This window comes from Agromyces tardus (assembly GCF_003710805.1).
GTDB lineage: Bacteria > Actinomycetota > Actinomycetes > Actinomycetales > Microbacteriaceae > Agromyces > Agromyces tardus.
The window spans coordinates 1-25897 of the sequence record NZ_RHHB01000037.1 but is presented as its reverse complement, the minus strand read 5'-3'; the positions used below and the strand labels follow the sequence as shown (position 1 = coordinate 25897).

Genomic DNA, 25897 nt, shown 5'->3' with positions numbered 1-25897 from the left:
CCTCGTCGTGTGGGGTCATCCTGCGCGCGGCCAGTGGGAGTCAGGTGGGAGGAACCTGTGATTTCTATGCGTGTCTATCTACTTGGCCGGCGGCGGCGACTCCTGGGCCGCCGCCGCCGTCGCCGCCGCGGCGGCCGCGTCCGCGGCCCGCTCGCGCTCCTCGCGGTGCCGGCGGCGAACGCTGCCGTCGCCGATCGCGTGCGGCACGTCCTCCTCGACGTCGATGTGGTCGTGGGGCGTGAGCACGCCGAGCGTCACGTCCTGCTCCTTGAGCTCGGGCTCGTGCGCGCGCTCGCCCGGGTACCCGACGACCCGGAAGCCGAGCACGATCTTGCCGGGCGCGTCGCGCCGGTCGAGGGCCCGATACGCGTCGGCGACCCGATCGACCGGGAACACGTCGGCGATGGGCAGGCGCACGCGGTGAGCGGCGACGAGCGCGGCCACCCTGCCGAGGGCGACGAGGTCGCCGGGCTCCGCCGTGCGCACGCCGTGCTCGTCGACGGCGTCCCAGTCCAGCACCGTGGTGATGCGCGACGGCGCCACGCCGAGCGCGAGCGCCTCGGCCGCCTGGCCGCCGAGGAAGTCGAGGAACGCGGTCACCGGCCCGGGCACGAGTGCGCGCACCCGGTCCGCGAGGCCCGGGCCGTACCCGGTGGGGATCACGCCGAACTGCGCCAGGAAGTCGAAGCGCGTCTCGACGCTCGTGCCCACCACGGTCGCCCCGCGCATGCGGGCGAACTGCGCGGCGAGGCATCCGACGCCCCCGGCCGCCGCGGTGACGACGATCGTGTCGTCGGACGCGAGGGCGAGCCCCTCGACCGCGGACCACGCGATCGTGCCGGCGGTGTAGAGCGAGCCCGCCACCTCCCACGTGATGGCCGGCGGCTTCGCGAGCAGGTGGCCCTCGGGTACCACGACGTGCGTGGCCTGGGCGCCGCGATCGGAATAGCCCATGACCTCGTCGCCCTTCGAGAAGCCGAAGACCCCGGGGCCGGTGGCCACCACCACGCCGGCGAGGTCGCGGCCCTGCGCCGCCGGCAGTTCGACCGGCCAGCGCTCGGGATGGTCGCCGCGCCGCATCGAGCTCTCGGCGGGGTTCAGGCCCGTCGCGAAGACCTCGACGAGCACCTCGCCCGCACCCGGCTCGGGCATCGCGATGTCGCCGACCTCGAGCACCTCGGGGCCACCGAACCTGGTGTACCTGACTGCGTGTGGCATGTCGCACCTCCCCCTGTTCGTGGGGTACTCCGATTCTCCTCTCCCGTTTGGGGAAACGCGAGGGGGGGTGGCGGCGGGGAGCGCGCTCAGTGGGTCGAGGGAGTTGCGGGAGCCTTGGGCGCGGTGCGCGCGGCGAGCGCCGCCTCGTACAGGTCGCGACGCCCCAGGCCCGTCTCGGCGGCGACGAGCGTCGCGGCATCCTTCAATCGCGTGCCGGATGCCGCGAGCCCGAGCACGCGCTCGAGCGCCCCGCCCTCGTCGGCCTGCTGCTCGGCGGCCCCACCCACGACGACGCAGATCTCGCCACGCACGCCCTGCTCCGCCCACTCCGCGAGCTCGGCGAGACCGCCGCGGCGTACCTCCTCGTGGAGCTTCGTGAGCTCGCGGCAGACGGCGGCGGGGCGATCGGGGCCGAAGGCCTCGGCCATCGCGGCGAGGCTCACGGCGAGGCGCGACGGTCCCTCGAAGAAGACGAGCGTGCGCCGGTCGCCCGCGAGCTCGGCGAGCCGGCGCCCGCGGTCGCCGGCCTTGCGCGGCAGGAACCCCTCGAAGGCGAACCGGTCGGTCGGCAGCCCCGACACGGCGAGCGCGGTGAGCACGGCGCTGGGTCCGGGGATGACGGTGACCTCGACGCCCGCGGCGACGGCGGCCGCGACGAGGGGGAACCCCGGGTCCGACACGGTGGGCATGCCGGCGTCGCTCAGCACGAGCACGTCGGCGTCGCGCGCGAGTTCGACGAGGTCGGCCGCGCGGGCCCGCTCGTTGTGCTCGTGCAGCGCGATGAGTCGCGGTCGGTTCGCGATGCCCAGGCCCGCGAGCAGTCGCTGGGTGACGCGAGTGTCCTCGGCGGCGACGACCTGGGCCTCGTCGAGGGCCTTCCGGAGCCGCGCCGAGGCGTCGCCGAGGTTGCCGATGGGTGTCGCGGCGAGGATGATCACCGGTCCAGTCTCGCGCACGCGCACGTTGCCGCGGGCGCAGTGGCCGACGGATGCCGCGGCGGCGCGGCATCCGCCCACCGACCCGCGGCTACAGTGGGGCGCATGAGTGAGCAGCGGGTCGACGCGGACGCGCCGGACGCTGCCGGGGATCCGGGCAGGGTCCACCTGGAGGCGCATCCCGCGATGTCGCGCGATGACGACGCCCCGGACGCCGACGCCAACGGCGACGCCGAGGCCGGTGCGAGCGACGCCGACCCCGATTCCGACGTCGCCGCTGCAGACGTCGCCGCCGCAGACGCCGCCGCGACGCACCGCGAGGAACCCCGCGGCACCGGCCTCGACCGCTGGTGGTCGGGCCTCGTCTCGACGCCCCGGCGGCGGGCCCTGTGGTACTGGGGCGGGCCGATCCTCGTCACCCTGCTCGCGGCGGTGCTGCGGTTCTGGAACCTGGGGAATCCGCACGCGCTCGTGTTCGACGAGACGTACTACGTGAAGGACGCCTGGACGCTCCTGCATCACGGGTACGAGTCCGCCTGGCCCGACGATCCCAATCCCGCGTTCGAGGCGGGCGACACCGACATCTTCCTGGCGGACCCCGAGTACGTGGTGCATCCGCCGCTCGGCAAGTGGATGATCTCGCTCGGCATGCTCGCGTTCGGCGCCGACAACGCGTTCTGGTGGCGGGCGACGACGGCGCTCGCCGGCACGATCGCGGTCTTCGTGCTCACCCTCGTCGCGCGGCGCCTGTTCGCCTCGACGCTCGTCGCCGTGATCGCCGGACTGCTCTTCGCGGTCGACGGCAACGCGATCGTCATGAGCCGGGTCGCGATCCTCGACAACTGGCTCATGCTCTTCTGCCTGCTCGGGTTCTGGTTCGTGCTGCTCGACCGCGCGCGCACCGCACGGCTCCTCGAGGCGCGCGTGGATGCGGGCCTCGCGGCCGGCGAGGAGCCGCACCTCGGGCCCGCGATCTGGGCGCGGCCCTGGGTCGTGGCTGCGGGCCTGGCGTTCGGGGCCGCGACGGCCGTGAAGTGGTCGGGCCTGTACTTCATCGCGGCGGTGGGCATCTACCTCGTGGTCGTCGACGCCCTCGCCCGGCGGCGCACCGGCGTGCACTTCTGGGCGACCGGCGCCGTGCTCAAGCAGGCGCCGATCACGTTCCTGCTCTTCGTGCCGATCGCCGTGGCCGTGTACCTCGCCTCCTGGACCGGCTGGCTCGTCACCGACGGGGGCTACTACCGGCACTGGGCCGACGAGGCCGACCATGCAGCGACCGGGCTGTTCGCCTGGGTGCCCCACTCGCTCCAGAGCCTGTGGCACTACCACCAGGCTGCGTACGGCTACCACGTGGGCGTGCAGACGCCGCACCCGTGGCAGGCGAACCCGCTGACGTGGCTGTTCATGATCCGGCCCACGAACATGTACTTCCTCGCGACCGACGACGGGTCGGGCGGATGCGGCGCCACGACGTGCTGGTCCTCGATCATGGAGATCGCCAACCCGCTCGTGTGGTGGGCGGCGACGATCGCGACCGGGTACCTCGTCTACCGCCTCGTCCGCTACCGCGAGTGGCAGGTCGGCGTCATCCTGCTCGGCGTCGCCGCCGGCTACCTGCCGTGGCTCATGTACCTGAACCGCACGGTGTTCCAGTTCTACTCGATCGTGTTCGAGCCCTACCTGCTGCTCGCGCTCGCGTTCGTGATCACGCTGATCCTCGGCAGGCCCACCGACGCCACGTGGCGGCGCAAGCGCGGGCTCGGAGTGGTCGGCGTGTACCTCGTCGCCGTGGTCGCGGTCAGCGTGTTCTACTACCCCCTCTGGTCGGCCATCCCCGTCACGCCCGAGTTCCGCCAGCTGCACTTCTGGCTGCCGGGCTGGGGATGACGGACGGACCGGCGCCCGGCTCGGCGCCCGACCCCGCGAGCGGGCGCACCGCCGGGCGCGTCCCCGGGCTCGCCGTCGCGGCATCCGCAGCCCTCGTCGCCTGGCTCGTGCACCTCGCGGTGCCCGCCGTGCCGCTGCTCACGGCCGCCGTCGCCCTCGGCATCGTGGTCGCCCAGCTGCGGCCGGTGCGCGACCGCCTCGAGGGCACGCTCGCGCCGGGGCTCGCGTTCTCGGCCCGCACGCTGCTGCGCGCAGGCATCGTGCTGCTCGGCCTGAAGCTCAGCCTCCTCGACATCGCCGGGCTCGGGTGGATCACGATCGCCACCACCGTGCTCGTGGTCGTGCTCACGTTCGCGGGAACGCTGGGGCTCGGTCGGGCGCTCGGGCTGCCGGGGCACGAGCCCGTGCTCGTGGCGAGCGGGTTCGCGATCTGCGGCGCCTCGGCGATCGGGGCGATGGGGGCCGCCGTGCGCGCGCGCGACGACGAGCAGGCGACGCCGGTGGCCCTCGTGACGCTGTGCGGCACGCTCGCGATCGCGGTGCTGCCCGCGCTGTGGCATCCGCTCGGACTGACCGCTCCGCAGTTCGGGCACTGGGTGGGCGCGGGGGTGCACGACGTCGGCCAGGTCGTCGCGACGGCGCAGGTGGCGGGCACGTCGGCGCTCGCGGTCGCGGTGGTCGTGAAGCTGACCCGGGTGCTCCTGCTCGCGCCGATGGTCGCGATCGCGGCGTCGGTCGAACGGCGGCGGGCGACGGATGCCGCAGGGCCGCACCCGGCGATCGTTCCGCTGTTCGTCGTGGGCTTTCTCGCGGCGGTGCTGCTGCGCACGTTCGTGCCCCTGCCCGAGTGGCTGCTCACAGGCGCGGACCTCGTGCAGACGACGTTGCTCGCGATGGCCCTGTTCGCGCTCGGCGCGTCGATCCGCGTGGCGGAGCTCGTCCGCACGGGATGGCGCGCGCTCGTCGTGGGGCTCACCTCGTGGGTGCTCGTCGCGGCGCTCGCGTGCGGCGCGGTGCTGCTCGGCTGAGCGGCGGGCGTGCCCGGGCGGGCCCGCCGGGAGACCGGCCACGCCGGGCACGCCGGGCTCCGGGAGCGCCGGACTCCCGGTTCCCTCACACCGCGATGACGAGCTTGCCGCGGGCCTCGCCCGCCCCGAGAAGCCGGAACGCCTCGGGCACCTGGTCGAGCGGGACGACGCGGTCGATGACGGGCGTCACTTCGCCGGCGGCGACCATCGCGGCGATCCGCTCGACGTCCTCGCGGCGGCGCACGGCCGCGACCGAGACGAGCCGCTGCGACACGAACGGCGACGCGACCAGCGCTCCCGCGATGTTGGGCAGCGGACCGAGCACCGGCCCGCCGCCGCCCGACACGAGCACGAGCGTGCCCTTGGGCGCGAGCACCCGCCGCAACTGCGACCACGGGCGGTCGCCCGCGATGTCGATGACGACGTCGTAGCGCTCGGCCTGCGCCGTGACGTCCTGGGTGCGGTAGTCGATCACGTGGCCGGCCCCCGCCTGCCGAACAAGGTCGGCCTTCGCGCCCGAGCACACGGCCGTGACCTCCGCGCCGGATGCCGCGGCGAACTGCACCGCGAACAGCCCCACGTTGCCCGACGCGCCCGTGACGAGCACGGAGGTGCCCACCCCGATCGGCCCCGCCGCGCGCACGGCCTGCAGTGCCGTGCCGCCGGCGAGCGGAATGGTCGCCGCCTGCTCGAACGACAGCGCCTCGGGGATGGCCGCGACGAACTGCTCGGGCACCCGCACGAACTCGGCGTACGCGCCGTCGTCGGCCTCGCAGCACACCCGGTCGCCCGGCCGGAGCCGGGTGACCTTCGCCCCCACGGAGGCCACGACGCCCGCGACATCCCGCCCGAGCACGCGGTGCCGCGGCCGGCGCAGCCCGAACGCCAGCCGCGAGATCGACGGGTCGGCCCGCAGGATGCGCAGGTCGGCGCTGTTCACCGAGGAGGCGTGCACGCGGATCACGACGTCCTCGTCGCCGGGCGTCGGCTCCTCGACCTCGTCGAGGCGCAGCTCCTCGGGGCCGCCGAAGCGGTCGCGCACGATGGCCCTCATGCTGCCGCCTCCGTCGGGTCGTCGGAGGCGACCGCGGGCGCGCGGCCGGCCGGCGTCACGATGACGCTCCCGGCCTTGTGTCCGGAGTCGACGAGCCGATATCCCTCCGCGATGTCCTCCAGCGGCACGATGCGCTCGATCGGCGGCCGGAGGCCGCCCGCCCCGGCGAGCGCGGCCAGGACCTCGAGGTCGGGCGCCTTGTCGGCGTCCTTGCGCAGGCCCGTGAACATGATCACCGCGCGGCGGCTGCCGAATCGGGACGTGAGCTGCTGGAGCAGGATCGCGAACGACGGCACGGTCGTGAGGTAGGTGCCGCCGTGCGCGAGCACTCGGCGGGAGCGCCGGAACGTACTCTTGCCGACCGCGTCGAACACGACGTCGAACTCGTCGTGGCCCGTCGCGAAATCCTCGCGGGTGCGGTCGATCACGCGGTCGGCGCCGAGCCCGCGCACGAGCTCGACGTGCGCCGGGCCGCAGGTGGCGGTGACCTCGGCGCCGAAGTGCTTCGCGAGCTGCACGGCGGCGGCGCCGACGCTTCCCGAGGCGCCGTTCACGAGCACGCGCATGCCCGGGCGGATGCCGGCACCGTCACGGAGGAAGGGCAACGCGGTGAGGCCGCCGTCGCAGAGCGCCGCGGCATCCGCCATGGGCACCTCGTCGGGGAGGGGAGCGATGGCGCCCGACTCGGCGACGACGACCAGTTCGGCGTGGGCGCCGGCCGCGGCGCCCGTCGCGCCGAACACGCGGTCGCCTGCGGCGAAGCGCGTGACGCCCGGGCCGACCGCGTCGACGATGCCCGCGAAGTCCGAGCCGAGCACCTGCTGCCGCGGCGCGCGGAGCCCGAAGGCGAGGCGCGCGAACCACGGGGTGCCCGAGCGGCCGGCGCCGTCGGCGGCCCCCACCGACGCGGCGTGCACACGAACGCGCACCTCCCCCGCGCCCGGCACCGGGTCGGGGCGTTCGGCCACGGCCGCGACCTCGGGCGGCCCGTACCGTTCGTATGCTGCGACTCTCATGATGCTGCTCCCTGCTGGTCTGATGCGGCGTCGGGGTACTGGAAGACATCGTCGAGCGGGACCCCGAAGACCCGCGCGATCTGGAAGGCCATCTCGAGCGACGGCGAGTAGCGCCCCTGCTCGATCGCGATGACGGTCTGGCGGGTGACCCCGAGGCGCTTCGCGAGCTCGGCCTGCGTCATCTCGTCGTGGCGGAAGCGCAGCGAGCGGATGTCGTTCGTCACGCGCGTCGGCGGCTTCACCACGCGGGCACCCCCCGGCGGTAGGCGATGAGCTTCGTCACGCCCGACAGCACGCCCGAGAGCACGAACCCGAGGTAGAGGGCGTTCGCGATCCAGAAGGTGTCGACGTCGAGCATCGCGAGGATGAGGGCGCCCACGCCGCCGATCACGACGAACGAGCCGCCGACCCGCTCCCCGAGGCGGTCGATCTCCTTGTCGCGGACGTCGCCGCGGGTGCTCTCGCTCGGCGAGACGATCTCGACGAGGATGCGCCCGACGATGCCGGCGACGATCGCGCCGCCGATCGTCCAGAGCATCGGCGTCACCCAGTCGACCTCCTCGACCGGCGTGCCGGCCAGCAGCTGCGGCAGCACGAGGAACAGGTACACCACGTATCCGCCCACCGCGATCGTGAGGAGGATCCACGTGCCCTTCTCTTCGTACGACATCTGCACTCCCCTGTTCTGGCCGGCCGGGGCCGGCTCCGGCCTGCTCGGCCCCGATCTGCTCGAGCACCTCGGCGGCACCCGGCGTGTAAAGAAACCTTGACATGAACAATGTAAAGCTCTGCCTACTTCATGTCAAGTATTGTTTACCTTGAGTCAGATGCGCTTGACAGGCGGATGCCGCGGTGCGGCCGATCTCGGGCCCGGCAGCCCGACGCGCGGTCCTAGTGGCCGGCGCCGTCGACGAGCTTGAGGCCGACGACGCAGCCGACGAGCCCGGCGATGAGCGCGAGCTTCGCCCACGAGACATCCGTCTCGCCCGTGACCATGGCCCAGATCACCGTGAGCGCCGCGCCGATGCCGACCCAGACGGCATAGGCCGTGCCGGTGGGGATGTCGCGCATCGCCCAGGCGAGCCCGCCCATGCTCGCGACGAGCGCGACGCCGAAGACGATGGACGGCCAGAGCTTCGTGAACCCGTCGGACCTGCCGAGCGCGGTGGCCCAGACGGCCTCGAGGACTCCGGAGACGATGAGGATGATCCAGGACATGACTGCTCACTTCCGTGGCCAGTCTTGTCGCGCTCCGGGTACTGGGTTCCCTCGTCCGGGGCCGCCGGCGGGCGGCCTGCTCAGAGGATAGCAACGGGGTCTGGGCAGGGGCTGGGCAGTGTGCGGGGGACGCACCCGCGGCATCCGCTCGGCTCAGGCGCCGAGCCCGGTCGGCGAGGCCGGATGCGCGGCGATCGCCCGATCGGCGGCGAACAGCGACGGCGCGCCGCCGGAGCCGTCGGCGAGGTCGGCGAGGATCCGCCCGACGACGGGGACGAACTTGAATCCGTGCCCCGAGAACCCGGCGCCCACGACGACCGGGCCGATGCGATCGAGCACGAAGTGCTCGTCGGGCGTCGTCGTGTAGGTGCAGCTGATCGGCGTGACCGCGTCGGCATCGACCCCGGGCAGCCACTCGCGCGCGTACCGCTGCAGCGCGGCGAGTTGCGAGGGGACCGCGGCGAAATCGCGCGCGTCGGGATCGACGACCGGCCCGACGCCGTGCCACCCCGCCTTCACGCCCTCCCCCGGCGTGAGCATGCCGTAGACGGGCGACAGCCAGTCACCGTACCCGCCGGCGGCGGCGCCCGGGAAGTGGTTGAAGCTCGGCCACGCCATCGCCTCGTCGCGCACCGCGAAGTGCGCGGGCTGCTCCTGGGTCACGACGAGCGGCGGCAGGTGGACGCCGGGTGCACCGGAATCGCCGCCGAGCAGCTTCGTCGTCCAGGCGCCGAGGGTCACCACGGCGGTGCGGGCCTCGAAGACGTCGGCGACACCGGCATCGTCGACGCATGCCACGCGCACGAGCGCGTCGTCGACGACCTCGATGCGCGTCGCCCGAGTGCGGTGGCGCACGTCGGCGCCCGCGGCGGCGGCGCGCGCGTGCAGGGCCCGCACCGAGGCATCCGCGTTCACCCGGCCGGCCTGCGCGTTGAACAGCACGCGCGTGTCGAAGCGGATACCGGGCCACCGCTTCCCCGCGTCCTCGACGTCGAGGAACTCGGCCGGGATGCCCGCCGCGGCGAGCGCCGCGTGCACGTCGTCGAACCCGCCGCGCGGTCCGTGGTTCGCGACGCCCACGAGGTCGAGCAGCGCCGTGCCGCTCTCGGCCTCGAGCTCGCGCCAGAGCGGCAGCGCCTCGGCGAGCATGCGCACGTAGGTGGGATCGGCGTACGCGACGTTGAAGTTGCGCGACGCGCCGTGCGAGGCGCCGATGCGGTGACCCGGTTCGAAGCGCTCGAGCAGCGCCACCTCGCGGCCGCGCCGGGCGAGCTGCCATGCCGTGGCGGCGCCCATCGCGCCGCCGCCCACCACGATCGTCTCGACGCGCGTCACCATGGCCCCCAGCCTAGGCACGCCGAGCGAGCAGCCCTGCGACGCGTTCGAGTGCCTCGACGGCGGGCACGGGCAACCTCGCCGGCGGTACGGGCACCCTCGCCGGCGTCACCCGTGCGCGTCGGTCCGCGCGACCTCGGCGAAGTGCTCGACGACCGGGAACGGCTCGTAGAAGTGGTGCAGCAGTTCGCGCCAGCGCGCGTATTCGGGCGACCCGCGGAACCCGACCGCGTGCGCCTCGACGCTCTCCCAGTGCACGAGCAGCAGGTACTCGCTGGGCGACTCGATCGACCGCGAGACCTGCAGGTCGACGAATCCGGGCACCGCCGCGATCATCGGCACCGCCTCGGCGAGCGCGGCCTCGAACTCGGCCTCGCGGCCGGGGATGACGGGCAGGATCGCGTGCTCGAGGATCATCGACCCACCGTACCCGGCGGCGCTGCGGCATCCGGTGCCCGCGGCCGTCACCGCAACAGGGGTTCGCGGGCCGGACCGCGGCGTGCCTGCCTGTCTTCGCGCACAACGTGCCACATCCTCCTGTTCTCGCGACGCGGCCCACGGGCCCGGGCAGGATGGACGCATGGACTTCGACGACACCGCCGCCCTCATCGTGATCGACGTGCAGCAGGGGTTCGACGACCCCGTCTGGGGCCCGCGCGACAATCCCGGCGCCGAGGCGAACATCGGCCGGCTGGTGCAGGCGTGGGCGGATGCCGCGCGGCCGATCGTGCTCGTGCGCCACGACGACTCCGACTTCCCGGGTTCCCCGCTCGCCGCCGACTCCCCCGGCTTCGCCCTCAAGCCGGTCGTCGCCGACGCGCCGCACGACCTCTTCGTCACGAAGACCGTCAACTCGGCGTTCTACGGCGACCCCGACCTGCACGCGTGGCTCGGCGAGCGCGGCATCGGGCAGCTCGTGCTCTGCGGCATCCAGACGAACATGTGCGTCGAGACCACGGCCCGCATGGCGGGCAACCTGGGCTACGACGTGACCGTGGCGATCGACGCGACGCACACGTTCGACCTCGAGGGTCCGGGCGGCATCACGCTCACCGCTGCCGAGCTCGCCCGCACGACCGCCGTCAACCTGCAGGGCGGCGGCTTCGCCCGCGTCGTGTCGACCGACGAGGTGCTGGGGCCGTAGCCCCGAGTCGCGCGGCGCCGCCCGTGCCACCACGCGGCATCCGTTGCCCCGCGTTACGGCCCCGGGCCGACACCCCACCCCGCGGCAGTAGCGTGGCGAGCATGGCAGACCGCGAATTCGGCTTCAAGACCCGCGCCATCCACGCGGGCAACATCCCCGACCAGGTGACGGGCGCCCGCGCGCTGCCCATCTACCAGTCGAGCGCGTTCGTCTTCGACGACACGGCGGATGCCGCGGCCCGCTTCGCCCTGCAGAAGTACGGCAACATCTATTCGCGCCTCGCGAACCCCACCGTCGCGAGCTTCGAGGAGCGCGTCGCGAGCCTCGAGGGCGGACTCGGCGCGGTGGCGACCGCGAGCGGCCTGAGCGCGCAGTACATCACCTTCGCGAGCCTCGCCGGCACGGGCGACCACATCGTCGCCTCGGCGAACCTCTACGGCGGTTCGATCACCCAGCTGGATGTCACGCTCCGCCGCTTCGGCGTCGAGACGACGTTCGTGCGCTCCTCCGACCCGGCCGACTACGCCGCCGCGATCACCGACAGGACGAAGGCGCTCTTCGTCGAGACGATCGCGAACCCGTCGGGCGAGATCGCCGACCTCGAGGGCCTCGCGGATGTCGCCCACGCCCACGGCATCCCCTTCATCGTCGACTCGACGATCCCCACGCCCTACCTCAACCGCCCGATCGAGTGGGGCGCCGACATCGTCACGCACTCGGCCACGAAGTTCCTCGGCGGGCACGGCACAACCCTCGGCGGCGTCGTCGTCGAGTCGGGACGCTTCCACTGGCACAGCGACAAGTTCCCGCTGTTCGGCGAGCCCGTGCCGAGCTACGGCGGCCTGCAGTGGTCGGGCAACTTCGGGGAGTACGCGTTCCTCACGCGCCTGCGCGCCGAGCAGCTGCGCGACATCGGCCCCGCTCTCGCACCGCACTCGGCGTTCCTGCTCGCGCAGGGCGTCGAGACGCTGCCGTACCGCATCCAGGCGCACGTCGACAACGCGCGCGCGGTCGCCGAGTGGCTCGAGGCCGACCCCCGCATCGAGCACGTCTGGTGGGCGGGCCTCGAGAGCCACCCGCACCACGAGCGCGCCCGCAAGTACCTGCCCCAGGGCCCCGGCTCGGTGTTCAGCTTCGAGGTGAAGGGCGGCCGCACCGTCGGCCAGAAGCTCATCGAGTCGGTGAACCTCGCCTCGCACCTGGCCAACATCGGCGACGCGAAGACCCTCATCATCCATCCGGCGTCGACCACGCACGCCCAGCTCACCGACCAGCAGCTCGTCGACGCGGGCGTCCTGCCGGGGGTTGTGCGACTCTCGGTCGGCATCGAGGATGTCGAGGACATCATCGACGATCTCGACCAGGCCCTCACCGCCGCGACAGGAGCAGCACGATGAGCACCGCGACCGACACCACCACCACCACGGCCGGCTCCGTGGACAGCCTCGAGACGGTGCGCCTCGTCAACGGGCTCTCGTGCGAGCTGCCGGCGAACTCGCCGCTCGCGAAGCTGCTCCACTCGCAGCGCACCTGGGTCGGACCCGACGCGAAGCAGCGCCTGCGCATCCTCAACGCGGCGAAGTCGGTCGCCATCGTGGGCGCATCGCCGAACCCGGCCCGCTCGAGCTATTTCGTCGGCACCTACCTGCAGCAGTCGAGCGACTACCGCCTCTACTTCGTGAATCCCAACGCCACCGAGATCCTCGGCCAGCCCGCGTACGCGAGCCTGCAGGACCTGCCCGAGGTGCCCGACATCGTCGTGGTCTTCCGGCGCGGCAGCGACATCCCGGGCGTCGTCGACGAGGTCGTGGCATCCGGCGCGAAGACGATCTGGGTGCAGCTCGGCATCTGGAACCAGGATGCCGCGTACTACGGCGAGGAGCAGGGCCTCACGGTCGTCATGGACCGCTGCATCAAGGTCGAGCACGCGCGCTTCCACGGCGGGCTGCACCTGCTCGGCTTCGACACCGGCCAGATCACGGCGCGCAAGACGATCCGGTAGCGGTCGAGAGGACTCGCGGTGGCTGGAGCGTCCGTCGGAGCGCGATTCTCCCGAATCGCCGGCACGCTCGCGGGGCTGGCGGGACTCGGTGCGATCGTCGCGGTCTTCCTCACCCGGGCCGTCCTGGATCCCGGCCGGACCACGGCCCAGCCCCCGTCGGCGCTCACCTCCTCGTCCCTGTCCGCCGCCCTCGCGCTCACCGACGACGCGTCGGTCCGCGTCGCCACGTCCCTCGCCATCGCCGCCATCGTGCTGCTCGTCGTCTTCTCGATCCAGCTCTCGACTCGCCTCGGTCCGCGAGGCGGAGCACGTCCCAGGTCATCGACGTTCGTCGTCGTCGTCGGCGCGCTGATCGCGGCCATGCTGGCGGTCGACTGGGGCCTCGGGCTGGCGCTCGGCGATGTCGCCGTCGCGCGCGACGTCGACGACACCCTGGTGTCGTACTTCGTCTGGGGATGGTGGCAGGGGCAGCTCAGCGGAGTGCTGTTCCTGTGCCTGATGGTCGTCGTGGCTGCCTGCGGGCTGCACGGGATCGTCGCCGCCCGTCTCGCGCGATGGTCCACGCTCGTGCTGGCCGGCGCGCTGGCGGTCTTCACCGCCCAGGGCACGGCGGGCCTCGGCCTCCTCGCCGGAGGCATCTGGGTCGCGGGCCTGTCGGTCGGCATGACGATCGAGACCGCGGTCGGCCCCGCGGGTGCCGCTCCCGGCACACGCACCGGCGCCGGCACCGGCGCCGGCCCGACGGCCGGAGATCGCTGAGGCCGGCGGGCCACCGATCGCCGACTGGCGTCTTGCCACCGCCCGTCGCACACGCTGTCATCGAAGGATGCACGACGACCTCGAATTCTCAGACGACCCCGCCCGAATCGACCGCCCGCGCGTGCACGCGTGGCTCTCGGAGGAGTCGTACTGGGCGAGGGGCCGCGCGCGCTCGACCCAGGACGCCGCGATCGAGGCGTCGCGGAACTTCGGCCTCTACGATCGGGCGACCGGCCGACAGCTCGCCTACGCACGCGTCGTGACCGACGGCGTGACGTTCGCCTGGCTCTGCGACGTGTTCGTCGCGAGCGAGGCACGCGGCCGCGGAATCGGCATCGCGCTCATCGACGGGGTCGTCGCCGCACTCGAGCCGCTCGGGCTGAAGCGCATCCTCCTCGCGACAGGCGACGCGCACGGCCTCTACGCCAGGTTCGGGTTCGAGCCGCTGGCGCGCCCGGGCGACTGGATGCAGCGCCCCGCGCCGGTCGCAACACCGTGAGGCTCAGGCCGCCGACGAGACAGATGCCGAATCAGTGCCGGATGCCGAATCAGTGCCGGATGCCGCATCAGTGCCGGATGCCGCGTCGCGCCCGTAGGCGAGCATGAGGAAGCTCGTGCCGTCGGGCCGCTCGAACACGAACTCCCGCTCGTGCAGGCGCGCGAAGCCGAGCCCCTCGTAGAGCCGCTGGGCGGCGACCATGTCGGGACCGGTGTTGAGCACGACCCGCCCGGTGCCGCGCAGGCGCGCGAGGAACAGCACGTGCTCCACGAGCAGCCGGCCGATCCCGCGGCGGCGGGCCTCGGCCGCGACGCCGAGGAACCGGAAGTCGAGTTCGCCCGCGCGCGCGAGCGGCGAGATCGCCCGGTGGGCGCGAGGGGTCGACGCCGTTCCCAGGAGTGCACCGCTCGCGGCATCCGTCGCCACCCACACCTGGTGTTCGCGGGCGCGATCGGCGACGGCCACGATGTCGGCCCGGTAGCCGGGGCTCAGCTCGAAGTCGACGGCGTAGGCCGCCTCGGTGAGCTGGGCGACGGCATCGATCTCGTCGGCGCGCACGAGCCGCACGCACACGTCGTCGCGCTGCTGCAGCGGCAGGCGGTGGGCGAGCGCCTCGACGCCCGAGGCGGCCGACGTCACGTCGCGAGCGGGCACGCGTTCGAAGCCCAGACGCTCGTACAGCGCCTGGGCGCGCACGTTGCGCGAGCCGGTGTCGAGCACGAGCGCCTCGGCGCCCCATTCGAGGGCGACCTCGAGGCTCGCACGCATGAGCGCCTCGCCGAGCCCCGTCCCCTGTTCCCCGGGGTCGACGGCCAGGAGGCGCACCTCGGCCTCGCCCGGAAGCGCGAGTCGCGAGTACGGCGTCGCGGCACGCAGCACGCTCGCGGTGCCGACGATACGCCGCCCGACGCGGGCGACGAGCACGGCACCGGATGCCGCGCGCCCCTCGGTGTCGCGCTCGAACGCACGCCGCTCCGCGCTCACCGCCAGGTGCCCGTAGGGGCCGGCCCCGAAGGCGCGCGCGATCAGCTCGGCCTCTGCGGCGGCCTCGTCGGGGCGTACGGGCGAGATGTCGGGCGTGTGCTCGAGCACGGCGGCGTCGGTTCCGGGCGCGGCGGAACGGGGATGATCGGTCATGGGATGCCTCCAGCCTAGATCGGGCCCGGTGAACGGCCGCTGGGTGGTCCAACGCAGCCGATCGGCGAAGCCTTCCCGGCGTCGTGCAGGAGCATCCCGTCCCGCTCGCACGGTCTGCTGCAGGATTGCGCGCACGAGGCGCTCGGCGCACGATCCTGCGACCGCATGCGGCATCCGTGCGCGAATGCGGGCGTAGCCTTGAGGCGTGACAGCGTTCGTCTCAGCCCTCGATCTCTTCTCGATCGGGATCGGCCCCTCGAGTTCGCACACGGTGGGCCCGATGCGGGCCGCCCGTGCGTTCGCCGAGCACCTCGCCGACGACGGCCTGGTCGACCGGGTCACACGCGTCACCTGCTCGCTCTACGGATCGCTCGGCGCGACGGGCCTCGGCCACGGCACGCCCGACGCGGTCGTCGCGGGCCTCGCCGGCCTGCAGCCGCAGGACTGCGACCCCGAAGCCGTGCGCGGCGCGTGGGCCGGCCTCGGCATCGACGGCGGCGAGGTGCGCCTCGCCGGGCGGCACCCCATCACGATGACGCAGGCCGACGTGAGCCTCGAGCCGCGCACGCGGCTTCCCGGACATCCCAACGCGCTCACCCTGCAGGCGTGGGGCGACGACGCGGCGCTGCCGCTCGCCGAGGAGACCTACTACTCCGTGGGCGGCGGGTTCATCCGCCGCGACGGCGACGCGCCCGAGCAGTCCGAGGCGCTGCGGCATCCGCTGCCCTACTCGAACGCCGCCGAGCTGCTCGCGCTGTGCGACGAGCACGGCGTCTCGTTCTGCGACGTCGCGTGGCGCAACGAAGTCGCCGTGCACGGCGAGCAGGGCATCGAGCAGGGACTCGACGCCATCTGGGCGGCGATGGCCGAGTGCACCGCGCACGGGCTCGCGACCGAGGGCACGCTGCCCGGTGGCCTGCGCGTGAAGCGCCGCGCCCCCGAGGTGCGCCGGCGCCTCGAGGAGTACGACCGCGACGAGCACCTGCGCGACACCTCCACCGAATGGCTGCACGCGTTCGCGCTCGCGGTCAACGAGGAGAACGCGTCGGGCGGCCGAGTCGTCACCGCGCCGACGAACGGCGCCGCCGGCATTCTGCCCGCGGTCGGCCATTACTACCTGCGGTTCGTGCCCGGTGCGGATGCCGCCGGCATCCGCCGCTACCTGCTCACCGCGTCGGCGATCGCGTCGCTCGTGAAGAAGAACGCCTCGATCTCGGGCGCCGAGGGCGGCTGCCAGGCCGAGGTCGGATCGGCGTGCGCGATGGCTGCCGGCGCGCTCTGCGCCGTGCTCGGCGGCACGCCGCGACAGATCGAGAACGCGGCCGAGATCGCAATGGAGCACCACCTGGGCCTCACGTGCGACCCGGTGGGCGGCCTCGTGCAGGTGCCGTGCATCGAGCGCAACGCGATCGCGGCATCGACGGCCGTGTCGGCCGCGCGCCTCGCGCTGCACGGCGACGGATCGCACGTCGTCTCGCTCGACACGGTCATCGAGACGATGCGCCAGACGGGCATCGACATGATGACGAAGTACAAGGAGACGAGCGAGGGCGGCCTCGCGGTGAACGTCATCGAGTGCTGACCCGCCCGACCGGGTTCCGCGGGTCGCGGCGCCCGCCGGATGGCCCCCGTTCGGGCCACTGACGCGACGACGCGCCACTCTGCCAAGGTTGCCTGATGGACCCGAACTACAACGACCTCATCGCGAGCTTCGGCATCATCGGCCTCATCGTCGGCCTCGCCGTCTACCTCGCCGTCCTCGCCCTCATGCTCTGGATCGGCTATCTCATCATCAAGGCCGCGGTGCGCAACGGCCTCCGCGAGCACACGCTGTGGCTCGAGCAACGGCGGGGGCCGCTGCGCTGACGCGATTGCGCTGAGAGCTTCGGGCACCTGAGCGCCGAGCTGCTGCGCCTGCCGAGCCCCTGCGCTCAGCAGGCGCAGGCGATCGCAGGTCCGCCTGCGCCCGAAGCCGGGGCCGCGAAGCCCTGAGCGCCCGCACCGCCGAGCCCGGCGTCGCTCACGTTCGTGAGCGGGTCGATGCCGTGGTGGGTGCGCCCGTCGGGACCGTCATACGCGAAGCCCTCGCGCACCCAGTACTCGAACCCGCCGAGCATCTCCTTCACGGGGTGGCCGAGCAGGGCGAACTGCAGGGCGGCGTTCGTCGCGCCGTTGCATCCGGGCCCCCAGCAGTACACCACCACTGGGGTGCCCGGAGCGATGCGCTCGGATGCCTCCGCCGCGATGCGGCGCCAGGGCAGGTGCACGGCGCCCGGCAGGTGGCCCTGCGCCCATGACGCGTCGCTGCGCACGTCGACGAGCACGAAGCCCGGCTCCGGCTCGGCGAGCGCAGCCGCCACGTCGGACACGTCGCTCTCGAAGCCGAGGCGTCCGCGGAAGTGCGCGATCGCCTCCTCCGACGAGGCGACATGCGTGAACAGGGCGGATGCCGCGGGGCTCGTGATCTGCGTCATCCCTCGATGCTGGCAGCCCGCGCCCCCGGGCACCCAGTGGCATCCCGACGCCGTGCCGCGAGATCCTGCCAACGTGGGCTGCGCTGGATTGCGCGGCCGGCCCCCTACACCGGCACGAGGAACGCCGTGACTGCGGCGCCGAGCGCGGCGAGGTCGTCGACGTGCGCGAGCTCCCGCGCCGAATGCATCGAGAGCAGCGGCACGCCCACGTCGACGGTGCGCACGCCGAGGCGCGTCGCCGTGAGCGGGCCGATCGTCGAGCCGCAGGGGATCGCGTTGTTCGACACGAACGGCTGCGTCGGCACGCCCGCCTGGGCGCAGGCGGCGGTCCAGAGCGCCGCGCCCGCGGCGTCGCTCGCATAGCGCTGGTTGGCGTTGAGCTTGAGCAGCGGGCCCCCGCCGAGCTCGGGACGGTTCACGGGGTCGTGCCGCTCGGGGTAGTTCGGGTGCACTGCGTGACCGGCGTCCGACGAGACGCACCACGACGCGGCGAGCGCGCGGCGGCGCTCCTCCACTCCCGCACCGAGCCCCGCGGAGACGCGCGTGAGCACGTCGTCGAGGAACGGTCCGCTCGCGCCCGAACGCGACTCCGAGCCGAGCTCCTCGTGATCGAAGGCGGCGAGCACGCTGACGTGACCCTCGGCCGGTGACTCGGCGGCCGCGAGCAGCGCGACGAGGCCCGCATAGACCGACGTCAGGTTGTCCATGCGCCCGGAGGCGAAGAGCGCACCCTCGTGCCCGAACCGCTCGGGCGCCTGCGTTCCGGCGACGAGCAGGTCGTGGCCCACGATGTCGGATGCCTCGATGCCGGCCACCTCGGCGACGACGCCGAGCACGTCGACGATCTCGCCGCCGGCCGCGAGCTCGCCGCTCACGACCCCCCACACCGGCTGCAGGTGCCGCTGCTTGTCGAGTGTGAGCCCGTCGTTGACCTTGCGGTCGAGGTGGATCGCGAGCTGCGGGATTCGCAGAAGCGGCCCCGTGCGCACGAGGTGCATGGCGCCGTCGGATGTCGCGACGCGGCCGGCGAGCTCGAGCTCCCGGTCGAGCCAGGAGTTGAGCAGCGGGCCGCCGTACACCTCGACGCCCGCCTGCAGCATGCCCGCGCTCACCGTCGTGGGGTGGGGCTTGAGCTTGAACGAGGGCGAGTCGGTGTGCGCGCCGAGGATCCGGAAGGGCGTCGTCGGCCCCGCGGCATCCGGCTGCACCCAGGCGATCACGGCGCCGTCGCGCACGACGACCCGCCGGCCCGCGCCCGTGGGCCACTCGTCGCGCTCGTCGAGCCGGTCGAATCCGGATGCCTCGAGCCGCCGCGCGACCTCCTCTGCGGCGTGGTACGACGACGGCGAGGCCGTGACGAAGTCGGCGAAGCCCGCGACGTAGTCGTCGGTCGAGGCCAGCGGGGCGGACGGGGAGTTCGCGGTGTTCGGGGTGCCCATCCCTCCATCCAACACCGCGCGGGCGCGCAGCGCGAAGCGGGCGGGTCAGGCGAAGCGCACGACGGCCTGCAGGCGCGACCGCACCTCCATGACCTCGGTGCCGCCGAGGTGCGCCGAGCCGGGCAGGCCCTCGCGCACGGCGCTCGCGAGCCGGGAGCGCCGCACGAGGGCGACGACCGCGCCGCGCACGGTGCCGCCGAGCTGCAGCGGCTCCTCGGCGTGGTCGTCGGGCACCACGATGAGCAGCGCGGTGGGCTTCACGCGCGCCGCGCGCCCGATGGCCTTCGCCCGCAGCGCGAGCGCGCGCATGGGTCGCTCGCCGCCCAGCACCTCGCCCGTGAGCTCGCCGCGGCGGATGCCGACGGGCCCACCCCAGTCCTCGGACTGGATCATGAACAGGCCCGTAGGCCCCAGCACGATGTGGTCGAGCTTGGGCGGCTCGCCGGGGCCGGCGGCATCCGTCGCCACGTCGTGCCACACCGTGTAGGCGATGCCGAGCGTCGCGAGCGATCGAGCCGTCGCCTCCTCGGCGAGCGCGTCGGCGAGCACATGCCGGATGTCGCGGGGCGCGCTGCGCACGAGTGCGGGGTCGTACGGGTCGTCGAGCGTCACGCCCCGCCCGGCCCACTCGCGGACGAGGTCGAGGTACCGCTGTCGCGACAGCCCGCCGGGGTGCCCGTACGAGCGGGCGAGCGGGCGCGAGTCGCGGCGCGGCGTCGGCGGCGTCGGCGCCCAGGCCGCACGGGTGGGCGCCGGAGTCGAGCCGTTGCCCGCACCGCGATCGAACGCGGCGCGCGCCTCGGGCGTGCCGACGAGCTCCCACGCGATCTGCACCGCATTGAAGCGCGCCGGATCGCCGCCCGTGTCGGGGTGCGTGAGCCGCAGGGCGCGGCGGTACGCGATGCGGAGCGCGGCGGCATCCGCATCGGCGGGGACGCCGAGCACCTCGTACGGGGAGTCGGAGAGCGGACTGTCGGGCATGGGCTCGCTTTCGATGTGCGACCACGACATTACCGTCGCGAACCGGGAGATCGCCCTCGGCGGCGATCGCCTTGGGCGGTGTTCGCGCCGAGCGATCAGGCCGAAGCGCCCGAGGCGCCCGCCGGGCGCAGCAGCCCCCCGGCCACGAGTTCGCGCACGGCCGCACCGAGCTCGTCCCACAGTTCGGCCGCGTCGACGTCGAGCAGGTCCGCGATCGCGTCGGAGAGCACGCCGAGCGGCAGTTCCCCGTCGGCCGCGCCGACGAGCGCCGCGAGGCCCGTGCCCGCATCGATGACGCGACCGAACCCGCCGCCCTGCCGCAGCAGGATCACCGTGGGTTGTTCCGCCCCGGGCCAGTGGTGCCGCTCCTCGGTGACGTCGGGCGCCACCTCGACCCGCAGGGCGCGCAGCCCGGCATCGTCGAGGCCGACGACCAGGTCGGATGCCGCGAGCACCTCGGCGAGGTGCGCGCCGAGTCCGCCGGGGTTGTCGCCGAGCGGGCCGTGCTGGCGCTCGGCACGGGCGAGCCGAGGCGCCACGCCGTCGAGCGGCCGGCGCAGCAGTACGTACCCGAAGCCGACCGACTCCACCCCGCGCACCGCGAAGTCCTCGAGCCATGCCGCGTGCATGGCCTCGAACTGGGGCGTTCCGGGGCGCGTGCCGCCATCGCGGATCCAGGTCTCGGCATACTCGCTCGGGTCCTGCCGCTCGCGCTCGACGATCCAGTACTCGAGGCCCGCAGCGGTCGCCCAGCCGGCGATCCGCTCGAGCCCGTCCCCGATGCCGTCGCCCGCGCCGACGCCGGCAGCGGGGTACTCCCAGTTGCCGAGCAGCTGCGCGATGCCGCCCGGCGCGAGGTGCTCGCCCGCACCGCGCACGACCGCCTCGACGAGGCCGTCGCCGACCATGCCGCCGTCGCGGTACTCGTAGGTGGGCACGCCCGGCTGCCGCGGCGTGATGACGAAGGGCGGGTTCGACACGATCCGGTCGAACCGCTCGCCCGCCACCGGCTCGTACAGGCTCCCGAGGCTGAACTCGATGCCGTCGATGCCGTTCAGCGCGGCGTTGAACCGCGCGTAGTCGAGTGCCCGCGCCGAGATGTCGGTCGCGACCACGTGCGCGCTGAAGCGCGCGGCATGCATCGCCTGGATGCCGCAGCCCGTGCCGAGGTCGAAGGTGGTGCCCACGTGCGACTGCAGCAGCAACCCGCTCAGCGTCGTCGACGCGCCGCCGATTCCGAGCACGTGCTCCTCGGCGAGCGGCCCGCCCGTGACGAGCTCGCCGGGATCGGACGCGAGCCACCACTCCTCCTCGCCCGCCGCGTCGCGGAACGCGTACGGGCGCAGGTCGGCGAGCGGCCGCACCTCACGGCCGTCGTCGGTGTCGGGGTCGGCCGCGACGAGGCCCAGCTCCTCGGCGCCGGTCGCGCCGAGCGTCGGCAGCGCGGCATCGAGGGCGGCGGATGCCACGGGCACCCCGAGCACGAAGAGCCGCACGAGCGTCGTCAGCGCCAGGGCATCCGTCACCCGGTCGAGTGCGCGCAGCGCGGGCACTCGGTGCCCTCGGCGCAGCGCCGCGCCCGGGTGCGTGGACTCCGACTCCGCACCGCGCTCCCAGAGCGCCTCGATGCCGGCGACCGTGAACCCGGCCGCGGCGAGGTCCGCCGCGAGCCGCGCGACCGATTCCGGGCTCGTCGTCGCCGCCCGATGGGAACCCGCTGCGCCTCTGTCCACCCGCCCATTCAACCAGCCGGCGCCACGACGGCGATCGGTCGTCCCGTCGTCATCCGGACGTCATCCGCCGTCCACCGGTGGTCACGGTGCGTAACCCCGCTGTCACATGCCCCCCGTACCGTTGATTACCATCGGATGGAGCGAGGGGAGGTCGCGCATGGCTGAGTCGACGACGCTGGAACGACTGCGGCAGGACGCACGCGACGAACTCTCGGCGCTCATCGAACTGCGCTGCCGCCTCGGCGAGGACCCGTGGACCTTCCTTCCCGAGCTCCCCTCCGTCGACGAGCAGGTGGTCGCCACCCTCCGCGAGGAGCGCCTGCACTCCGACCGGTGGAGCCCGGCGCGGGCCCGCGCCTACCATCCCGCGGCCCGGCGCGGCGACGCCGCGAGGTTCGAGTTCGAGGTGCTCCGCGAGATCGCCCTCGAGCACCCGGAGCTCAGCAGCGCCGTATGGTCGGTGCTCGACCGCGTACCGTCGAACTGGTGATCGCCGGGCGCCGGCGACCGGTGCGGCCGGGCGACCGGTTCAGGCGGTCACGGCCGCGGCCGCGGCATCCGCTCGTCGCTGCACCCGCACCCACGTGATGAATCCGAACAGCGTGAACGCGCCGTAGAACACGTAGAGGAACGCCGAGGCGTAGTAGCCGGCGCTGATGAGCAGGGGCACGCCGACGAGGTCGACGGCGATCCAGATGAGCCAGAACTCGGTCCAGCCCTTCGCCATGCCCCAGGTCGCGAGCAGCGAGCCCATGAAGATCCACGCGTCGGCCCACACCGGCTCGAAGGAGCCCAGGGCGCGGAAGAGCGGCGTGAGCGCGAGCGTGCCGCCGATCATGGCGACGCCGAGCAGCACGCGCACCTTCCAGCTCGCCCAGTGCGGGGTCACGGCCTCGTGGGTCTCGTCGCGGTTGCGCGACCACCGGATCCAGCCGTAGATCGACACTGCGATGAACATCACCTGCCGCGCCGCCTGGCCGAGCAGGTTCACGGGGTTCGGGGTGTCGAAGACGGCGCCGAGGAACACCGTGAAGAGCAGCACGTTGCCCACGATGCCCACCGGCCACGCCCACACCTTGCGCCGCAGTCCGCCGAGCGCGCTCGCGAGACCGAACAGGTTGCCCACGATCTCGCGCCAGAGGATGACCTGGTCGCCGATCACGAGCTGCGCGTCGAACAGCCACTGCAGCGGATTCATGCGACGCCCGCCGTTCCCGCCGCTGCGCGCCTCGCCCGACGAAGCCGACGCGCGAGCAGCGCGATGCCGCGCCAGCCCAAGAGGAAGAGCGCGAGGGTGAGCGCCGCGACGATCGCGAAGGCGAGCACGACGTCGCCGCCAGCGGCGAACCGGATCAGCATGCCGAGCACGAGGGTCGACGCCCAGATCACCACGGCTGTCGGCCAGATGACGAGCGGATGCCGCCACGCCCCCGCCGCGAGCCAGCCGAGCACGAGCCCCGCGAGGAACGGCCAGGCCGTGCCCCAGATGCCCGCGACGTCGAGCACCTCGGCGTGGCTGCTGCGCCCGATCACGGCGAAGGCCACGACGAGCACGACGTCGAGCGCCGCCGCCCCGACGACGAGGGCCGGGCCGGTGCGTCGCGCTTCACTCATGCGACCATCGTAGGTCTGCGCGGTCGCGCCCGGCGCCCGCGGTCGCCCCGGTCCCTGTGGTCGTGATGCGGCCGGCCGCCGGCGGTCGGTGCACGGGTCGGGTGCCGGCTCGGGGTTCCCGTCATTCGGACGCGGCCATCGCGGAGAGCGCCGCCGCGTCGTGCACGGGCAACGCGCACACGAAGGCCTCGCAGCGGTACGCCGTCGCGGCATCCGCCTGCACGCTCCGACCCTCGAACAGCTCGAAACCGGCCTCGGCGAACTCGTGGGCCTGCTGCTCGGTCACGATCGCGACGACGGATGCCGCGTGCCGCCGCGTCGCCTCGAGCAGCGCACGATCCTCGGGCGTGCGGCCGCCCGCGTCGGCCACCACGGTGACGAGCTGCACGAGCGGGGCGGCGAGCCGTGCCATGAGGGCGAGCGCACCGCCGAAGGCGATGGGCCGTTCCACCGCGATGCCCGCGACGGACCCCATCGCGCGTTCGGCGAGCTCACGATACCGATCCCCCGCGCCGAGGGCGAAGAGCCGCCACGCGGCATCCGCACAGGCGGTCACGCCCGACGGGATCGCCCCTTCGGCGGGATCCGTGGGCAGGGCGAGCCCCTGGGTGACGAGCACCGGGTCGCCGCCCGCGGGCGCGGCGAACGGGATCGCCGCGCCATCGCCCGCCGCGGCGACGGCGGCATCGATGAGCGATCGCGCGGTGACCGCGAACGCGGGCTCCCCCGCCGCGACCGCGAGCTCGAGCAGTCCGCCGGCGAGCATCCCCGAGTCCTCGAGCGTGGCGGGGGCATCCGAGGTCATGCCATCGAGCGAGGCCCGAACGAGTGAGCCGTCGGGCCGAAGGTGCCGACGCAGCACGAACTCGGCCGCGCGGCGGGCGGCGCCGATCGCGGCGGCGTCGCCGAGCACGAAGCCGGCCCGCGCGAGCGCCCCGATCGCGAGCCCGTTCCAGCCAGTGAGCACCTTCTCGTCGAGCGCGGGCGGCTCGAGCCCGGCCCGTCCGGCCGCGTCGCGGCGATAGTAGCCGCCTTCGCTGCGCGCTCCGTCGATCGTGCTCTCGGAGTCCTGGGCGCTCGCGAACCCGCCGTCGCGCAGTTGCATGCGGTCGATGAGGAAGCGGACGACTCCGACGGCGAGTGACCGCACCTCGTCTGCTGCGCGGTCGCTGCCCTCAGGCTGCGCGTGGTCGGAGCCGGCCGCCTCGCCGTGCTCGGACCGTGCGAGCTCGGCGGCCACCCCGAGCAGCAACGCGTTGTCGGTGAGCATCCGTTCGTAATGCGGGTCGCTCCAGTCGGCGCGAGTCGCGTACCGGAAGAATCCGCCCTCGACGGGATCGCGCAGCGGCGAGGCGCCCATGCGCCGCAGCGTGCGCCGGGCGAGCTCTCGGCCGGGCGGGCCGGATTCCGCCAGGAACGCGAGCACGGGCGCCACCGGGAACTTGGGCGCGTCCCCGAATCCGCCGTGCACGGGGTCCTCGTCCGCGGCGAGCAGGGCCGCCGAGGCCGCGAGGCGTTGCCGGTCCGGAAGTGCGCCGGCGGTGTCGGCGACGGATGCCGCGGCCAGCGCGGATGCGACGGCGTCGGCGGTCTCGCCGAGCTCCGCACGGCGCTCGCGCCACGCCTCGTCGACGGCCGCGAGCACCTGCGCGAACGCCGGAACCCCCGGCGCGGGCCGCGGCGGGAAGTACGTCCCCGCGTAGAACGCGCGCCCCTCCGGCGTGGCGAACACGGTCAGGGGCCAGCCGAGTTGTCGGGTGAAGGCGGATGCCGCGGCCAGGTAGCTCGAGTCGACGTCCGGGTGCTCCTCGCGGTCGACCTTGATCGCCACGAAGCGCTCGTTGAGGGTACGTGCGATCTCCGGATCGCTGAAGCTCTCCCGGGCCATCACGTGGCACCAGTGGCAGGTCGCGTACCCGATCGACACGAGCACGGGGACGTCGCGTTCACGTGCGGCGGCGAACGCCTCGGCGCCCCAGGGGTACCAGTCCACCGGGTTGCCCGCGTGCGCGCGCAGGTAGGGACTCACCGCGTTCGCCAGACGCTTCGCCATATCGACAGCCTAGAGAGCGGATGCCGCCGCTCCACGCACGCCGCGACGTCCCGGTCGCTGCGCGACGACCCCCGAACGCACGAACGCCGCCCGGAATGGCGGCGTTCGTCACGTATTCCCCGAGGCGTATGCAGAACCTGCCGACCGGCGGCGCCGATCCGGATCGACCGCCGAGGCGTTGAATCAAAGAGAGGGCGTTAAACCAAAGAGAGCCGCCCAACCTTGGGCGGCTCTCTTTGAAATGATGTCCGGCGGTGTCCTACTCTCCCACAGGGTCGCCCCTGCAGTACCATCGGCGCTGCGAGTCTTAGCTTCCGGGTTCGGAATGTGTCCGGGCGTTTCCCTCGCGCTATGGCCGCCGAAACTCTTGC

Annotated in this window: 27 protein-coding genes, 1 rRNA gene and 1 riboswitch; of the genes, 10 read left to right on the top strand and 18 right to left on the bottom strand. The window is 73.4% G+C overall.

The window, feature by feature from the left end; all coding sequences use genetic code 11:
* Positions 1-78: 78 nt before the first annotated feature.
* Entirely contained in the window at positions 79-1218 is a 1140-nt protein-coding gene (locus EDM22_RS14650) for an NADP-dependent oxidoreductase (protein WP_122937829.1), read from the bottom strand.
* Positions 1219-1304: 86 nt separating this feature from the next.
* On the bottom strand, positions 1305-2156 hold the full coding sequence (gene rsmI / locus EDM22_RS14645; RefSeq protein WP_122937835.1) for a 16S rRNA (cytidine(1402)-2'-O)-methyltransferase: 852 nt from the start codon (positions 2154-2156) through the stop codon (positions 1305-1307).
* A 102-nt stretch (positions 2157-2258) separates the two neighbouring features.
* On the opposite strand from rsmI, the gene EDM22_RS14640 reads away from it, so the two are divergent.
* A complete protein-coding gene (locus EDM22_RS14640) occupies positions 2259-4040 on the top strand; it encodes a dolichyl-phosphate-mannose--protein mannosyltransferase (RefSeq protein WP_245989419.1) in 1782 nt (593 codons plus the stop codon).
* Complete coding sequence (locus tag EDM22_RS14635) at positions 4037-5068, top strand: YeiH family protein (protein WP_122937827.1); 1032 nt, start codon at positions 4037-4039, stop codon at positions 5066-5068. The genes EDM22_RS14640 and EDM22_RS14635 overlap by 4 nt, the downstream gene beginning before the upstream one ends.
* Before the next feature lie 85 nt (positions 5069-5153).
* Here EDM22_RS14635 and EDM22_RS14630 read toward each other — a convergent pair whose 3' ends face one another.
* The 7 genes from EDM22_RS14630 to EDM22_RS14600 form a co-directional block, all read right to left on the bottom strand.
* Positions 5154-6122, bottom strand: a complete 969-nt coding sequence (locus tag EDM22_RS14630; RefSeq protein ID WP_122937826.1) for an NAD(P)-dependent alcohol dehydrogenase — start codon at positions 6120-6122, stop codon at positions 5154-5156.
* Entirely contained in the window at positions 6119-7138 is a 1020-nt protein-coding gene (locus EDM22_RS14625) for an NAD(P)-dependent alcohol dehydrogenase (protein WP_122937825.1), read from the bottom strand. Before EDM22_RS14625 ends, EDM22_RS14630 begins: the two co-directional genes overlap by 4 nt.
* Positions 7135-7380, bottom strand: coding sequence for a helix-turn-helix transcriptional regulator (locus tag EDM22_RS14620; protein ID WP_376917954.1), 246 nt, complete (start codon positions 7378-7380; stop codon positions 7135-7137). Before EDM22_RS14620 ends, EDM22_RS14625 begins: the two co-directional genes overlap by 4 nt.
* Positions 7377-7808, bottom strand: a complete 432-nt coding sequence (locus EDM22_RS14615; RefSeq protein ID WP_122937823.1) for a hypothetical protein — start codon at positions 7806-7808, stop codon at positions 7377-7379. The genes EDM22_RS14620 and EDM22_RS14615 overlap by 4 nt, the downstream gene beginning before the upstream one ends.
* A gap of 221 nt (positions 7809-8029) precedes the next feature.
* Positions 8030-8356, bottom strand: coding sequence for a DMT family transporter (locus tag EDM22_RS14610; protein ID WP_122937822.1), 327 nt, complete (start codon positions 8354-8356; stop codon positions 8030-8032).
* A 13-nt stretch (positions 8357-8369) separates the two neighbouring features.
* Positions 8370-8436, bottom strand: a riboswitch (guanidine-III (ykkC-III) riboswitch).
* A gap of 73 nt (positions 8437-8509) precedes the next feature.
* Positions 8510-9694 carry an FAD-dependent oxidoreductase gene (locus EDM22_RS14605; RefSeq protein ID WP_122937821.1) on the bottom strand — a complete coding sequence of 395 codons (1185 nt, stop codon included), beginning with the start codon at positions 9692-9694 and terminating at the stop codon, positions 8510-8512.
* Between the two features lie 105 nt (positions 9695-9799).
* Complete coding sequence (locus EDM22_RS14600) at positions 9800-10108, bottom strand: antibiotic biosynthesis monooxygenase family protein (protein WP_122937820.1); 309 nt, start codon at positions 10106-10108, stop codon at positions 9800-9802.
* A 163-nt stretch (positions 10109-10271) separates the two neighbouring features.
* Between EDM22_RS14600 and EDM22_RS14595 the strand changes: the two genes are divergently transcribed.
* The 5 genes from EDM22_RS14595 to EDM22_RS14575 all read left to right on the top strand — a co-directional run bounded on the left by EDM22_RS14595 (position 10272) and on the right by EDM22_RS14575 (position 14095).
* Complete coding sequence (locus EDM22_RS14595) at positions 10272-10835, top strand: cysteine hydrolase family protein (protein WP_122937819.1); 564 nt, start codon at positions 10272-10274, stop codon at positions 10833-10835.
* Between the two features lie 101 nt (positions 10836-10936).
* On the top strand, positions 10937-12232 hold the full coding sequence (locus tag EDM22_RS14590; RefSeq protein ID WP_122937818.1) for an O-acetylhomoserine aminocarboxypropyltransferase/cysteine synthase family protein: 1296 nt from the start codon (positions 10937-10939) through the stop codon (positions 12230-12232).
* A complete protein-coding gene (locus EDM22_RS14585) occupies positions 12229-12837 on the top strand; it encodes a CoA-binding protein (protein ID WP_122937817.1) in 609 nt (202 codons plus the stop codon). The genes EDM22_RS14590 and EDM22_RS14585 overlap by 4 nt, the downstream gene beginning before the upstream one ends.
* Before the next feature lie 18 nt (positions 12838-12855).
* Positions 12856-13596, top strand: coding sequence for a hypothetical protein (locus tag EDM22_RS14580; protein WP_122937816.1), 741 nt, complete (start codon positions 12856-12858; stop codon positions 13594-13596).
* 67 nt (positions 13597-13663) lie between these two features.
* On the top strand, positions 13664-14095 hold the full coding sequence (locus EDM22_RS14575; RefSeq protein WP_122937815.1) for a GNAT family N-acetyltransferase: 432 nt from the start codon (positions 13664-13666) through the stop codon (positions 14093-14095).
* 3 nt (positions 14096-14098) lie between these two features.
* On the opposite strand, the gene EDM22_RS19650 is transcribed toward EDM22_RS14575, so the two are convergent.
* Positions 14099-15232, bottom strand: coding sequence for a GNAT family N-acetyltransferase (locus tag EDM22_RS19650; RefSeq protein WP_212591959.1), 1134 nt, complete (start codon positions 15230-15232; stop codon positions 14099-14101).
* Between the two features lie 205 nt (positions 15233-15437).
* Between EDM22_RS19650 and EDM22_RS14565 the strand changes: the two genes are divergently transcribed.
* Both EDM22_RS14565 and EDM22_RS14560 read left to right on the top strand, forming a co-directional pair.
* A complete protein-coding gene (locus tag EDM22_RS14565; RefSeq protein ID WP_122937813.1) occupies positions 15438-16814 on the top strand; it encodes an L-serine ammonia-lyase in 1377 nt (458 codons plus the stop codon).
* A 95-nt stretch (positions 16815-16909) separates the two neighbouring features.
* The gene (locus tag EDM22_RS14560; RefSeq protein ID WP_122937812.1) at positions 16910-17098 is read left to right on the top strand and encodes a hypothetical protein; all 189 of its coding nucleotides are present in this window, start codon (positions 16910-16912) and stop codon (positions 17096-17098) included.
* Positions 17099-17163: 65 nt separating this feature from the next.
* Here the strand turns inward: EDM22_RS14560 and EDM22_RS14555 are convergent, their stop codons facing one another.
* The 4 genes from EDM22_RS14555 to EDM22_RS14540 form a co-directional block, all read right to left on the bottom strand.
* A complete protein-coding gene (locus tag EDM22_RS14555; RefSeq protein ID WP_122937811.1) occupies positions 17164-17706 on the bottom strand; it encodes a rhodanese-like domain-containing protein in 543 nt (180 codons plus the stop codon).
* Positions 17707-17810: 104 nt separating this feature from the next.
* The gene (locus tag EDM22_RS14550; RefSeq protein WP_122937810.1) at positions 17811-19145 is read right to left on the bottom strand and encodes a M18 family aminopeptidase; all 1335 of its coding nucleotides are present in this window, start codon (positions 19143-19145) and stop codon (positions 17811-17813) included.
* A 45-nt stretch (positions 19146-19190) separates the two neighbouring features.
* On the bottom strand, positions 19191-20126 hold the full coding sequence (locus EDM22_RS14545; RefSeq protein ID WP_122937809.1) for a DnaJ domain-containing protein: 936 nt from the start codon (positions 20124-20126) through the stop codon (positions 19191-19193).
* 95 nt (positions 20127-20221) lie between these two features.
* Positions 20222-21859, bottom strand: a complete 1638-nt coding sequence (locus EDM22_RS14540; protein WP_170964151.1) for a DUF7059 domain-containing protein — start codon at positions 21857-21859, stop codon at positions 20222-20224.
* Positions 21860-22016: 157 nt separating this feature from the next.
* Between EDM22_RS14540 and EDM22_RS14535 the strand changes: the two genes are divergently transcribed.
* A complete protein-coding gene (locus EDM22_RS14535; RefSeq protein WP_122937808.1) occupies positions 22017-22349 on the top strand; it encodes a hypothetical protein in 333 nt (110 codons plus the stop codon).
* 39 nt (positions 22350-22388) lie between these two features.
* Here the strand turns inward: EDM22_RS14535 and pnuC are convergent, their stop codons facing one another.
* The 4 genes from pnuC to rrf all read right to left on the bottom strand — a co-directional run bounded on the left by pnuC (position 22389) and on the right by rrf (position 25889).
* Positions 22389-23057 (bottom strand): nicotinamide riboside transporter PnuC, encoded by a 669-nt coding sequence (pnuC, locus tag EDM22_RS14530; RefSeq protein WP_122937807.1) that lies wholly within the window; start codon positions 23055-23057, stop codon positions 22389-22391.
* Positions 23054-23473, bottom strand: coding sequence for a DUF3054 domain-containing protein (locus tag EDM22_RS14525; protein ID WP_122937806.1), 420 nt, complete (start codon positions 23471-23473; stop codon positions 23054-23056). Before EDM22_RS14525 ends, pnuC begins: the two co-directional genes overlap by 4 nt.
* Positions 23474-23594: 121 nt before the next feature.
* Positions 23595-25526 (bottom strand): thioredoxin domain-containing protein, encoded by a 1932-nt coding sequence (locus tag EDM22_RS14520; RefSeq protein WP_122937805.1) that lies wholly within the window; start codon positions 25524-25526, stop codon positions 23595-23597.
* A 246-nt stretch (positions 25527-25772) separates the two neighbouring features.
* A 5S ribosomal RNA gene (gene rrf / locus EDM22_RS14515) occupies positions 25773-25889 on the bottom strand.
* Between the last annotated feature and the right edge of the window lie 8 nt (positions 25890-25897).